Origin of the sequence: uncultured Cytophaga sp. (genome assembly GCF_937863595.1) — a bacterium.
Taxonomy (GTDB): Bacteria; Bacteroidota; Bacteroidia; order Cytophagales; family Cytophagaceae; genus Cytophaga.
This window is the reverse complement of sequence record NZ_CALMGQ010000101.1, coordinates 1-14343: the sequence shown is the minus strand read 5'-3', so window position 1 is coordinate 14343 and position 14343 is coordinate 1. Positions and strand designations below refer to the sequence as shown.

At 34.9% G+C, this 14343-nt stretch carries 8 protein-coding genes; 3 read left to right on the top strand and 5 right to left on the bottom strand.

Going from position 1 to position 14343, the window contains the following annotated elements:
* Window positions 1-2400 (top strand): T9SS type A sorting domain-containing protein (locus tag Q0543_RS09555; protein WP_299251889.1); only part of this gene is annotated, 2400 nt, incomplete at its 5' end.
* 1059 nt (window positions 2401-3459) lie between these two features.
* On the opposite strand, the gene Q0543_RS09550 is transcribed toward Q0543_RS09555, so the two are convergent.
* From Q0543_RS09550 to Q0543_RS09540, 3 genes are read right to left on the bottom strand one after another with little or no spacing between them, the layout of a single operon-like run.
* Window positions 3460-5058, bottom strand: a complete 1599-nt coding sequence (locus Q0543_RS09550) for a hypothetical protein (protein ID WP_299251887.1) — start codon at window positions 5056-5058, stop codon at window positions 3460-3462.
* Window positions 5055-6194 (bottom strand): hypothetical protein, encoded by a 1140-nt coding sequence (locus Q0543_RS09545; protein WP_299251884.1) that lies wholly within the window; start codon window positions 6192-6194, stop codon window positions 5055-5057. The genes Q0543_RS09550 and Q0543_RS09545 overlap by 4 nt, the downstream gene beginning before the upstream one ends.
* Complete coding sequence (locus Q0543_RS09540) at window positions 6187-6768, bottom strand: RNA polymerase sigma factor (protein ID WP_299251881.1); 582 nt, start codon at window positions 6766-6768, stop codon at window positions 6187-6189. The genes Q0543_RS09545 and Q0543_RS09540 overlap by 8 nt, the downstream gene beginning before the upstream one ends.
* 177 nt (window positions 6769-6945) lie before the next feature.
* Here Q0543_RS09540 and Q0543_RS09535 point away from each other — a divergent pair, with 177 nt between their 5' ends.
* On the top strand, window positions 6946-7803 hold the full coding sequence (locus Q0543_RS09535; protein WP_299251878.1) for a type IX secretion system membrane protein PorP/SprF: 858 nt from the start codon (window positions 6946-6948) through the stop codon (window positions 7801-7803).
* Window positions 7804-7994: 191 nt separating this feature from the next.
* Here the strand turns inward: Q0543_RS09535 and Q0543_RS09530 are convergent, their stop codons facing one another.
* Both Q0543_RS09530 and Q0543_RS09525 read right to left on the bottom strand, forming a co-directional pair.
* Window positions 7995-9797 (bottom strand): hypothetical protein, encoded by a 1803-nt coding sequence (locus tag Q0543_RS09530; protein WP_299251875.1) that lies wholly within the window; start codon window positions 9795-9797, stop codon window positions 7995-7997.
* 133 nt (window positions 9798-9930) lie between these two features.
* Entirely contained in the window at window positions 9931-10602 is a 672-nt protein-coding gene (locus Q0543_RS09525) for an NUDIX domain-containing protein (protein ID WP_299251872.1), read from the bottom strand.
* 607 nt (window positions 10603-11209) lie between these two features.
* Between Q0543_RS09525 and Q0543_RS09520 the strand changes: the two genes are divergently transcribed.
* The coding region (locus tag Q0543_RS09520) for an endo-1,4-beta-xylanase (RefSeq protein WP_299251869.1) at window positions 11210-14343 on the top strand (3134 nt) is incomplete at its 3' end.

The window sequence follows — 14343 nt, the reverse complement described above, 5'->3', positions numbered from 1 at the left end:
TATATCGGTGGTGCAAATACACTTTCAATTTCAAACAGCATCGTTGCAACAAGCGGTCCAAGTTCCTTCTGTGCAGGTACTAGTTTAGCATTGACTTCAAGTTCCGGAGCGAGTTATATCTGGAAAAACAATACAACCCAAGTTGGCATAACTGCAAGTTATACAACAGCTATTGCTGGTAATTACACAGTAAACGTAGTCTCAGCAGCCGGCTGTAAAGTAAGCTCTGCACCCGTGGTGACAACGTTACATGCATTGCCAATAATTACACAAAATGTAAAAGTAGATGCCGGTGCGTGGGTTGCTGCATCAAGTGTAACAGCTTGCGAAACGGGAACTGTATCGTTTGGTCCATGGCCAACACAAAATAATGGATGGTCTTGGACTGGTCCGAATAATTTTACCTCATCGGTTCGGGATCCAATAATTACAAATTTGAACAGTGCCCATACGGGAAATTATATTGCAACATATATCGATGGGAATGGCTGTAAAGCAACAAGTACGTTTGCATTAATAGTGTCTAAACCTACGGCTACTATAACGACTCCTACTACTTCAATTTGTTCAGGAGGGTCTACTGTATTAACAGCAAGCGCAGGTACTTCGTACAAATGGTTTAATGGAACAACACAAGTTGGAACAGAATCAACGTATAAAGCATCAAGTGCGGGTAACTATACCGTTGAAGTAAGTAATGCGAGTGGTTGTAAAGCAAGTTCGGCTGTTACACAAATAACAGTAAGTACATTACCTGTAGCAACAATTACTTCACCCACTACGTCAATTTGTTCAGGCAGTTCAGTGGTGCTTACAGCAAGTGCTGGTAATTCATACAAATGGTATAATGGTACTACACAAGTTGGTTCGGCATCAACGTATACAGCAGAAACATCTGGCGCATATACCGTAGAAGTAAGTAATGCGAGTGGTTGTAAAGCAACTTCAGCTGTTACACAAATAACAGTAAGTACAGTACCAACTGCAACAATTACTTCACCTACTACGTCAATTTGTTCAGGCGGGTCAGTAGTGCTGACTGCGAGTGCAGGTGCTTCGTACAAATGGTTTAATGGAACAACACAAGTTGGAACAGAATCAACGTATAAAGCATCAACTGCTGGTAACTATAGCGTAGAAGTAAGTAATGCGAGTGGTTGTAAATCAACTTCGGCTGTTAGTCAAATCTCAGTGAGTACATTACCTGTAGCTACTATCACAACTCCGATTACGTCATTTTGTTCAGGAGAATCTACTGTATTAACAGCCAGTGCAGGAGCTTCGTATAAATGGTATAACAGCGGAACGTTTGTTGGTACAAATCAAACCAATGTAGCGAATACTGCCGGAAACTATGTTGTTGAAGTTACCTATACAGGAGGCTGTAAAGCAACTTCAGCTGTTACACAAATAACAGTAAGTACATTACCAACGGCAACAATTACTTCACCTACTACGTCAATTTGTTCAGGCAGTTCAGTGGTGCTTACAGCAAGTGCTGGTAATTCATACAAATGGTATAATGGTACTACACAAGTTGGTTCGGCATCAACGTATACAGCAGAAACATCTGGCGCATATAGCGTAGAAGTAAGTAATGCGAGTGGCTGTAAATCAACTTCGGCTGTTAGTCAAATCTCAGTGAGTACATTACCTGCAGCTACAATCACAAGCCCAAGTACGTCGTTCTGTTCAGGAGGATCTACTGTACTGACAGCAAGTACAGGTGCTTCGTACAAATGGTATAACAGCGGAACGTTTGTTGGCACAAATCAGACCTATGTAGCTAACAGTGCAGGAAACTATGTTGTTGAAGTAACGAATGGAAGTGGTTGCAAGACATTGTCAGCTGGAAAAGAAATCACTATTACCACTGGTATTGTTTGGTATCAAGATATAGATGGTGATGGTAAAGGAGATGCTTTGGTTTCAAAAACGTCGTGCAATCAGCCATTTGGTTATGTATCGATTGCAGGCGATGCTTGTCCGAGTGATGCATATAAGATAGATGCGGGAAATTGTGGTTGTGGGAAAACAGAAAATTCTTGTCTTGATTGTGCAGGGGTTCCAAACGGCACCGCAGTATATGATAATTGCAATGTTTGCGTAGGCGGAACTACAAGTAATACAGCTTGTGTAGCTACAGCAACTACGAATGGTACAACAACGAACATTACAGTTATACCACAGCCGTTTGATAATTTGACTACAATCAAATTAGAAAATCTGGGTATGATTCAAAATGTTAAAGTCTTCACTGCTTCTGGTGCATTGGTTGAAACGTTTTCTAATTTATATGTTGAAGAAATTTCATTGGGTGACAATTTAGCTGCTGGTCTTTATTCTGTAATTATTCAATCAGAAAATGGCGTGTATACAACCAAGATTGTAAAAAGGTAAAATTCTGGTATTACCATTTTTTGATATGGCCTGGACCGATGATTTTACATTGGCCAGGTCTTTTTAATTTAACAAAATTATTTTTAATTTCTACAACAACTCAGATTTTGTCGCGTGCTGTTTTCAAAAAACAGAACTATAACTGCTAAGCATTCTCGTTTTCCAAAGAGGGCAGTTCATCAACAAAAAATAAATTAATAGTAGGATGGTTTGGATTAAGTGTAATTATACTAATTGGATGTTTATTAATTTCGATCAATATATGAAACGACCGATATCAGGCATGTACACTAATTGTGAAGAATAAACAGCGTATTATTTTAAATAAATGATGCGTTAAAATTTCCTAATCAAAATTGCAATTAATTTTTATTTTTCTATTTCGATGGAGAAGGTATATCGGTACTACAAAAGCTAAAACAAAAAATTTGGCACATACTCAAAGGATAATAGAGTTGCTTTGTAGAATATAATATCATATCATGGATATTCGAATGTAGGTAATGGGATTTTTCTTATCAACTAAATGAGTTATGAACCCTACTGAGATCGGAGCATAATAAAATATTTTACGAATGGATTAGGAGGTTCTATAAATAAATAAAAAATTGAATTTTATATCATTTATCAATGTCGATTCGTGAAGCGCCGCCGATTGCTATTGTTGGTACTTACGCCTGCTCAATGTTATTTTAACGACAAATAAATACGGGGTGCACCAAAAATCGGGTTCTCTTTGTTGGTACTATACGACACACGCGTTCATTTCATTGATTTCAACTAGCAGAAACCCCAACAACATCTATTCTATGCAATTAAACTAAATGACATTATATCATTTATTAACACCATTATTAATCTTATTGCACCTTAATAAATATATCAATTTCAAAATTTTGTGCCTTAATAAGGCGTAGTGATTTTTCTTTACGGGTTTTCATGGATCAAGTACAACCTTGCAGATGCTATTATTACTGAATCAACCAAAGTATGATCTATGAATACAATAAAGCATATTTTTTAGATGTTATTATTTAATCAGTAGATTAAAAAAATATTTTAAAAAATAATGGATACTTTGAGAACTTCTTCACCACCATTGATAGTAACTAAATAATATCCAACAGGTAATTTTTGTCCATTACAATAGCCATCCCAAATTTTTGGAAGAGATAATTGACATGCAACATTTCCAAATTTATCTACCAATTTTGCAGACCCTGTTTGAGGAAAATAATACGTATCATCAACACCGTCTCCGTTGGGTGTAAGTACAATTTGTTGACACTCTTCTCTAGGTATGGATATGGTTGGTAAGCTGTAAGTACATCCTGTAGGTGCAATTATTGTAAGTATGTATTGTGGGTCCGCTAGGCTTGCAAATTGTCCAGATGTGGAAGTAAATATTTTATGAGATTGCACACCTTCCAATTGAAAGGTATAATTACTACTTGGTTGTGCTGTTAACGTTACGTATACCGATCCTTGTTTTATACAAGTGCTTCCTTGTATTTCAGTTGTTACTCCGTTTATATTAACGCAAGGCAAAACCGTTATATTGAAATTTTCTGTTTGAATTGTTAAACCTGGAAACGATGGATCTGTAAGTGAGCAGTAATAAGCTCCTTGGTCTGATAATTGTGTTTGATTGATTTGATACAATAGATTCGACTGGTTTGTTGCTGTATTTTCAAAATACCATTTTCTTATAACGGTTGGTATATTTGAGTCTAGGTTTGAATCTATAGAGAATGAAGTATGCTCTACAACTGTTTGGTTTGTTCCAACACGTATTTTATTTTGAGGGGCAACCGAATATATAGCGCTGTAGTTTGGATTATTAGTTAAGGGAAGTAAATCTTCAAAGCTTAAATAATTCATATAAAGCCGTACTTTACTAAGGGCAGTATACGCAAGTAAGTTTGGTATAGTGGTTAATGAATTATTATCTAAGTATAACGTGGCTACACTTGTGGGTAGAGAAGGAAATGTATTTATTTGATTTGTGCTGGCATCAACGATAGTTAGATTCGTCAACATAGACAAGTCAGGCAATTGTTGCAATACATTTCTAAAGCAAGATAAGGATGTTAAGCTTGTAAGGTTTGATAAATCAGGAAGCGTAGTTATTTTCGTTAATGATACATCTAATATTCTAAGGTTTGGTAAATTTAATATTGGAATGGAGCTAAAGTTATTCGTATTTAAAATCAACTCTTCCAACAATATATTTTGAGATACATCAGGAAATGTTGTAAGGTACAAGCGGTGTATATCTAATTTTACTAAATTCGGGAAATTAGATATGTTGGGTAGGATTTCAATTTTTGTATCTCCAATTAACAGTCTTGTCAATCCTGTTAAAACTGAAATATCTGGCAATGTTGTGATGGGGTTTTTACTTATATTTAAGGTATTTAGACCAGTAAAATAAACAAGTTCATTGATGCTCGTAATATTATAGTTTTGGCATTTTATTTCTGTTACGTTGGCAGCATTTGCGATTATAAGATTTTGCGATGCGTCTAAAACAGTGGGCAAACTATCTAATAGAAATTTTTTAAAATTACCATCTACAATAGACACGGTTTGTGCTTTTAATGTTGTAATACACAACATCAATGATAATAGAGCTAATATGATTTTAATTTGTCTCATTCTGTTATTGTGATAGAACCTTTAGTAACAGAACCATCTTTATTTTCAATCGTAAACACAAAATAACCATGCAAAAGAGTACCTGTTAAATTATATCCGTCCCAAGTGCACTGTACATCCTTATCCATCTGTTTTGTAAATACCATTGTTCCATTTTTATCTATTATTCTTAGGGTACAAATCTGGTTTGTAATCGGTCCATTCCACACTTCTCCTTGGCTGGTATTAAAATCGTATTTTTGATTGCAATTTTTCCCTATTAAAATTATACTATTAAATTGATGTTTACAACCGTTTCCGTCAACTACATCAATTGAATAATTTCCTTGGTATAAGTCTTTAAATACAGTTACATATCCTACCTCATTTTTATTGATGAATGATTTATATGGAGATTTTCCTCCCTGTAAATTTTTCAATTCAATCATTCCATCTCTGCTTCCTAAGCAAGGCTCCGTTATCGAAATATCTGCTAGTATCTCAATATCATCGCAATTACTTTTTGTTGTTTCAGTAGGCTTAAGAATAATGCTCTTTGGATTGCTATCCAAAACAGAAATATCCTGCTTTGGCTTATTGATTGTTGTTGAATCAGTTGATTGATTATGATCAACAATACGGACGTTTGTAACCGGCTTAATTTCTTTAGAAACAGTATCTGATCTTAAGGTTTTTTCAATAGATTCTTTCGTCTCGGCAACATTCGTTTTCTCAATGTTTTGACCTTCGGAAATATGTATGTTTTTTTCTTCTTGGGTGAATGTTGAACGAACTTTTACAGTATCTGTTTGGATTATATTCTTACCCGTATCTTGAATATTTTGCGAAATAGTTTTTTCGGAATTTACATAAATGGCTGTACCAGAAAGTAACACAGACGATACAATTACAAGCATTCCCGTTTTATTAAAAGGAAATTTGCTCTTGTCTGCTTTTGCTTGTTCTTCAGACATAATTGTCCTAAGATTACTTAGTTTATTTTGTAAAATCAGTGTAGGAGTAGACTGACATATGAGTACTTTTTGTTTCAGTTTTTCATCAATCTCCAGTTGCTTTTCAAACTGTATTATTTCTTCTTCAGAAAAGTCTCCTGACAGGTAATTTTCAACTTCCTCATATGAATATTCCTTATACATGACCTTTCAATTTTTGTAGTATAATGGGATTTTTTTCAATCTCCTTGTATAATTTTTCTCGACAACGTTTTAGTTTCATCTTTACTGCTCCTTCTGTTTCAAATCCCATTCGAATTTGAATATCTTCCATCATTAAATTTTGATAGATTGTATAAGTGAGAATTTCGATACATGTATTCCCAATTGTAGAAAAAAGCTCCGTTATCAGATTCCCTTCTTTAGCGGTAGGATATACTTCGTCATGGTCTACCTTTAAATTACCATAACTTATGTCTGTTTGAAAATCTACATGAACATAACGGTTATTTTTCCTTAAATAGTTCATCCAACGATGTATAGTGTGTGTATACAGAAATCCATAAACAGTATATTTATCACTAAATTTATCCCCTATTATTTGTTTATAGAGGTACATAATTGATTCTTGAAACACATCTTCAATGTCTTCTTTTTTACCTCCACGTTTTAAAATAGCTTTTTTTACCCGAGGATATACTAATTTATAAAACAAATGAATGACATCAGCATCTTTGCCTTGTTTAATTAAGTCTGGTATTTCCTTCTCTATGCTCATTAATTGTTAAGGATTAAAGTTAAGACCCAGCATAAGGTCAATAGTAATGAAATAGTAGATAATAATTTTAATATTATTTGTTCAAATAATTGAATATATTATATAGTGTTTAACAAGTACTGTTCTAGTTATATTTGTACGGAACTCATTTAAAAAACATTGAATAAAATAATATTTTTGATATTCATCGCTTTTATGCCTCTTCTTGGTATATCACAGAATGTGCAAAATAATTATCTTCCAGATTATTATTCATCTGTTGTTGTAAACCATTTAGCACTTGTTAATCCCGCTTGGATAAATACGAACGATACCAAAGCAAGTTTCAATGTGCTCTATAAATCCCGAGTAGGATTATTAAATGATGTAAGTACGCAAACAGCTTATGCGGACGTAACCTTTAAACCGGATCTTCATATTAGACAGGTTGCAAGAGTAATTTTTCAAAATGAAAAGGAAGGTCCATATATTGCTTCTCCTAAATTTTATGGAAATTATTCTATCCGAATTCCCATAACAGAAGATATATCTATTTCTGCCGGACTTGGGTTAGGGGTATCTGCACATGATTTTTCTGCACCATCTGGTACAGGCCATGGAAGTGTGCCCGATGGCAATGGAGGTTTAATTTTGAAATACAAAAAATTAGAGTTTGGAGCTGCTGCGTATCAATTTTTCAATAATAAATTGGTTGTGCTTAATTCGTACTTAATATTAAAGCGCTACAACTTATATTACATACAAGCAGAAAAGGAATTAAGCCCATTTCTTATTTTGAAAGGCAATTTATTTTGGAGGCAACAACCTTTGTCTGATATCGTCAACTCCACCGTTATGCTTTCTTATAATGAATTTTTCACAATGGGAATCATGTATCAGTATTTAAGAGGTACATCCTTCTTAACAACGTTTCAATTCAATAAAATAAAAAATCCCATCGTTTTAAACTTATCTTATAATAGTACTTTTTTGAACACACGTATTATAAAGTCACAATCGTTTGAAATTGGATTACAATATAAAATCAATAGATAACACGTAGAAATTATAGAAAGTGTTTGTATTTATATATAGAATGCAAAAAAGAATGCATCGAAAAAATATCCTCTGGTAGCGGTGATTTGAAGATACCAGTTACCAATAATTCAGTAAGTAATCGTATATAAAAAAAGAGTCTGTGGATGATGCGTACATCATCCACAGACTCTTTTAATTTTATCCTATTTTTAGAATTTAATAACGTTTACCTGAAAGTCGCATTCATTAGAGGGCTTACCAGTTACGTATCCATAATACGCAATGCCAGCATTATCGTTTAATAAAAAATACGACTGCGTACCGTATAGAGTAATGAACATAGGATCAGCTTTACTTATGGATAAACTTTTATCTGTAAAATTGAATTCTATAACAGCAGGTTTGCATAGTGGTTTACAGCCTTTCTCAAGCATTTGATCGTTGTGTAGTGCACTAAGGAGTGGATTGATAATAGATTTATCTTTATCCAATGTCAAGATAATAATCTTGTCATTCTTTACAATAATTTCTTCTATATAAGTAGGTGTTTTAGTATGTTGAAACTCTTTGAATTGAACAAACTGACCAACACATTCACCCGTCGGAGTGAATTCAAAAGCAATGACATTTTTATATCTATTGATTTTGAAGGTTTGATTCATGTCACCAGGCTTTGCATTTGGATTGGGTATCGTTTCATCAAATTCATCATTTGTAAGTAAAACAACATTTCCTGAGGCTAATTTTTTTGTAGCAAAGGGCTTGTATTTTTGCGATCCAGCTAAGAAACTCATTGCACCATTTCTATTACCATAGGTTCTTGCATATATATCTGCGCTTGGTTGTTTCATTATCGTAAATTCTCCTGCTGCATCAAATACAAATGTTTCTAGGGTAGAGGTTAGTTTATTTCTAGAAACCACATACGTAATATCACCATTCATGAAAGCAAATGCAGGCATAAATTCTCTGCCTTTTAAACCATATTGAAAATCTTTTTTAAGTTTTAAACTTCCATCAGGGTTTAATACAACCAATGTAAATTTGTTTGGCTCTGGATCATTTTGTTTGCCCATGTACATTTTGTTTCCCAAAATGGCAACCAATTGCTTTTCGCCTGTTTGTGCATTTTCAACTAAGCTTATGTATTCATGATCTTTTGTGAAATCAAATTTTAAAATTGGTTGATTAATTATTTTACCCGTAGCGGAATGTGTTACATAGGCAAACTCTTTGTAAAATTGATTTTTTAAGTCTTTGCGATTGCAACCAACAGGTACGGTTACTGTATTTCCTTTTTCATTATAAAAATCAATACCCCAAGGAAACAATTTATATTCAGCACCACCAAAATCTACACGCTCTTGCGTAACTGCATTTTTAGTTTGGTACGTTTCTAACTGTTTGGATTCATCCAATCCTTTTGAGTATTTGTAAGAAGAGATTGCATACGAACCAAAATAATAGGATACCATAAGGGTATCTGTTGAACTAGTTGAGCTCTCAACAATGGGTAAGAAAGCTTTTGGGTATTTTGCTTTTATATCAGAAAGAGCTAAATCATCCGTATTTGTTCCGATAACGCTTCCTAAACTTACGGCATCCATTATACTGTAGGGTGCAGTTTTATTTAGTAAATCAGCTAAGTTTATAGGAAAACTTTCGTGTTTTGAAAGGCTATTTTCAATATCAAAATTATCTACCATTACAGCTGGCGAATAGGTATTGCCAGAACCTATTTGGGCTACACTGCCCATAGTAATTAAACCCAATCGTTGAGCTTTTGAAAGAATTGTAATGTTGTTTCCATCAAAACTTACGTTATCAATTGTTTGGTATAAATTATTTAGGGTGAAATTTAAAGGAGGTACTTTGTCATTCATCGCAAATTTCCCCTTACCATGTTCTGGAACTTTATATCCAGAAGTAATTACTTCGTATTTGCCATTGATAACAAAAATTGCTGAACAAAGTGAAACAATGGTTGCACTCAGCAAAAGGATTTTTTTCATAAAATATTTTTTAATTTGAATGTAAATTACGTAAAAAAGGATTTAATTAAGTCAATTTAATTGAAATTCAGACATGAAATTCGATTAAAATAAAACCATGACCTTATTTATAAAAGATGGTTTGTATTGTGTCTTAGAGTTTAAAATAAAACCCTTCGTTGCTGAGTTTCATATATACTTTTTCATCAAAACGGTACAGCATTGCTGGTTTGTGGGCTACATTTTCTTGTTTAACTCCCGTTTCAATGAGCAATTTCATTTGCTTTAATTTTGTTCTGAAATTTCGCTTGTTCAATTCTGTCCCCAAAATTGCTTCGTAAACTTGCTGCAATTCAGTTAAACTAAATTGTTCCGGCAACAAATTAAATCCAATAGGCTCGTGTCTAATTTTACGTTTTAAAATGACGTAGGCTGCTTCAATTATTTTTAAGTGATCAAAAGCAAGCCTGGGCAGAGAATCCATAGGGCACCATTCTAGCTTTTCAGCAGTATAGCCCGCTTGTGGTTTGTAGTGTTCGATATTTATAAGTGCGTAATAACCTATTGTAATCACACGCTTTGAAGGATAACGATCTGTATCACCAAATGCACCAATTTGCTCTAAAAATATATTTTGTAAATTAGTTATCGCTTTTAAAGTTTTTTTAGCAGAATTGTCTAAACTTACCTCTTTGCTAAGGAAATCTCCAGGCAATGCCATCGTTCCTTTTTCAGGAAATTCTTTACGTTTTATGAGTAGGATGTTAAGCTGTCTGTCTTTGAATCCAAATATTACACAATCAACGGAATTTTCAATAGCTGTCATATTTTAAAGATACATAAGTCTGTATTAATTAAAAAATTACTTAAACCTCTTTGAAGAGCCTATTCGTAGGAATTGTTTTATTAGTCTATAAAAAAAACAAACTATAATTATAATCCGCAATCCCATAAGCTCCCCCGATTGTTGTTGGTTTTTTCCAATTGCTGAATGGTATTTTTAATGCATAAATAAAAGCCAGAGCACTCAAAATCGAGCGATCTGTTGTTGGGGCTTTGCGATAAATAAATTCAATATAAATGATTTTAAAGGGCAGCGGCACCAGCAATAGCAAATTTAACTGTTTATTATCCTCAACGAAACGACATTCATGCGTGTACTGTAATTATTTACTATTGAATACATTAAAGAAAAATCACTATAATAATCGAGGTTTCTGTTTACAATTTTAATATCCGTTCGTAGCAAATTCAGACCCACTATTTTGAATAGAATAAGAAGTAGTTATCTGAACTTATAAACCGAATTTTATATGATGTATGCATTTAAACGTGTTTTGTTACTTATAATACTAACACTCTGCTTTATACCCTCAACCTTTTCGGCAGTTGATCCCAATTTTCAAATTTACATATGCTTTGGACAATCCAATATGGAAGGGCAAGGGCCTATTGAAGCACAAGATCAGACTGTTAATAGTCGTTTTCAAGTAATGCAAGCCGTAGCCTGCACTGGGCAGCCTAAAAATACATGGCGTACTGCTACTCCTCCAATTGCAAGATGTAATACTAAAATTGGCCCCTCCGATTATTTTGGTCGTGAAATGATTGCCAATCTGCCTGCAAACGTAAAAGTGGGTATCGTGCATGTTTCTATTGCAGGAACTAAAATTGAAATATTTGATAAAAATAATTATCAATCCTACATAAATGGGCTTTCTGCGAGTGATCAATACATTAAAAATATTGCGAATGAGTATGGCGGCAATCCCTATGCAAAGATTGTTGAGTTGGCGAAACTTGCCCAAAACGATGGAGTTATTAAAGGCATCTTAATACATCAAGGTGAATCAAATACGGGCGATCAAGCATGGGCAACAAAAGTTAAAGGTGTTTATACAAATTTGTTAGCCGATTTAGGCCTTAACGCAGCAAACGTTCCTTTGTTGGCAGGGCAAGTTGTCGATGCAGCACACAACGGTTTATGTGCAAGTATGAATTCAATCATTAATAATTTGCCAAATACAATACCAACTGCTCATATTATTTCTTCAAGTGGCTTGGGCGCTCAATCTGATAACCTACATTTTACAACAGCATCTTATCGTACGTTAGGTCAGCGGTATGCACAAATGATGTTGTCATTGCTTCCAGCACAAACAGGTGGAACTGCACCAACTGTTTCATTAACTGCACCAACAACTACAAGTTTTACTGCACCTGCAAGTATTACAATTACAGCAACTGCTGCAGATGCAGATGGATCAATATCTAATGTTAAATTTTATAATGGCTCAACTTTATTAAGTACAGCTACAGGACCAACGTTTACCTATGCATGGACAAATGTAGGTGCAGGCACCTATAGCATTACGGCAGTTGCAACAGATAATTCTGGAACAAGTACTACTTCAACGGCTAAAAGCGTAACGGTAACATCCGGAACGGCACCAGCAAGTACTGTTATCGGAAAGTGTAAGGGTAAATATTTTGGGAACATCATTGCAAACAGTGTTCCTAGTACCTATACGACTTATTGGAATCAGGTAACTTCGGAGAACGCCTCTAAGTGGGGTTCTGTAGAAAGTAGTCAGGGTAATTACAATTTCAGTGGTTCAGATGTTTCATATAACTGGGCAAAAAATAACGGAGGTTTATTTAAGTATCACAATTTTGTATGGGGTTCTCAAACACCAGGTTACATTGCCAATGCATCCACTGCAACGATTACTGCTGCGGTTGAAAATTACATTAAAGCATGTTCTACACATTACACACCCATGGGTGGTCTTAAAATGATTGATGTGTTGAACGAACCTGTAAATACGGCCATGCCAGGTAATTTAAAAGCTGCGCTCACTGCTGGTTATAAAGCGAATCCTGCGAATGCAGCAGATATTAATAATCCATACGGCTGGGTAATTTGGCCGTTTCAGCTTGCACGTAAATATTTCCCAAATGCAGAATTATTGATCAACGAATATAATGTTGAAATGAATTGGAACAACTGTAGACAACCATATATCGATATGGTAAATGCAGTGAAAAATGCTCCAAACTTAACCAATGGTCAGAAGAATTTAATTGATGGTGTAGGTTTACAATGCCATGGTATAGATAATTTATCGGCTGCAAATTTTAAAGCATGTATAGATGAAATTTGGAATAAAACAGGAGTAGCAATCCATATTACAGAATTTGATCAAGAAGCAAATCCGAATGAAGCGAAACAAACTGCCGTGTATACAGCATTGATACCCGTTGCTTGGGAGCATCCACATGTTGCCGGTATTACACTTTGGGGGTACATACAAGGTACTACATGGAGAAATGGGAATGGTACATCTGGTGCAAGTGGTACCGATTCTGGAATTATGTATTCAAATGGCACTCTTAGACCAGCAATGACTTGGCTTAAAAATTATATGGCAGGGAAACCTTCTCTGACCTGTTGTCCAGATCCATACCCGTTTGCTAGTTGCGTGAATGGAACGTCACCTGTTGTTGCTATAACAGCACCTGTTAACAATGCTACATTTGCGGTAGGAGCGAGTGTTACAATTACAGCTACTGCAACGGATCAAGATGGCTCTATCACAAAAGTAGAATTTTATAACGGAACAGCCTTATTAGGTACTTCTACAAGTGGTCCATACTCATATACTTGGACAAATGTTGCACAAGGAGCATATCCACTTACTGCAGTTGCTACCGATAACTCTGGTAATAAAACAACTTCAGCCATTGTCAATATTGTAGTTGGTAATCCAACAACCGCATTGATTAATAATGGAGAATTTGATAATGGTACAACAGGCTGGGATATACAAAACAACAGCAATGCTACAGGCACAATCGCTGTTATTACAAATGGAAATTTATCAGGAACAAACTCCTTGAAGATTTGTCCATCTGCTAATCCAGGCACCTTAGACTGGCATGTACAAGTAAGACAACTTGCGCCAATCGTTACGGGGAAAAACTATCAAATAAGCTTTATGGCAAAAGCAGATGTTGCACGAACAATGTCTGTAAATATACAACAAGAAGCAGATCCGTATACCATCTATTTTGGTCAAACGGTAGATCTTACAACAGTTGCACAAACATTCACATTTAATTATAATGCAACGACAAGCGATGCAACAGCAAAATTGAAATTTTTTGTTGGCGGAAATAACTCATGTGTTACAATTGATAAAGTTTCCATGAATGAGGGCAATTTTAGTATTACACCACTAATAACAGCTGTGGGTTCAACTACATTTTGTACTGGTGGAAATGTAACCTTGAATGCAAATACAGGAACGGGTTATGTGTATCAATGGAAAAAAGATGCAACGAATATAAGCGGAGCAACGGATGCAAGTTATATCGCAAATCAAACGGGAAGTTATACGGTTTCGATTACAGCGAATGGACAAACCTTTAATTCTACAGCAACGGTAGTTACTGTAAACGCAGCACCTTCGGCACCAACAGTAACTACAACAGCAAGCTATTGTCAGAATGCTACAGCATCACAATTAACTGCAACAGGCTCAAACTTGAAATGGTATACACAAGC

Coding starts and splice junctions, on each gene's coding strand:
- Q0543_RS09525 (WP_299251872.1), bottom strand. CDS start 10,602: ATGACAGCTATTGAAAATTCCGTTGATTGTGTAATATTTGGATTCAAA.
- Q0543_RS09540 (WP_299251881.1), bottom strand. CDS start 6,768: ATGAGCATAGAGAAGGAAATACCAGACTTAATTAAACAAGGCAAAGAT.
- Q0543_RS09545 (WP_299251884.1), bottom strand. CDS start 6,194: ATGTATAAGGAATATTCATATGAGGAAGTTGAAAATTACCTGTCAGGA.
- Q0543_RS09550 (WP_299251887.1), bottom strand. CDS start 5,058: ATGAGACAAATTAAAATCATATTAGCTCTATTATCATTGATGTTGTGT.
- Q0543_RS09530 (WP_299251875.1), bottom strand. CDS start 9,797: ATGAAAAAAATCCTTTTGCTGAGTGCAACCATTGTTTCACTTTGTTCA.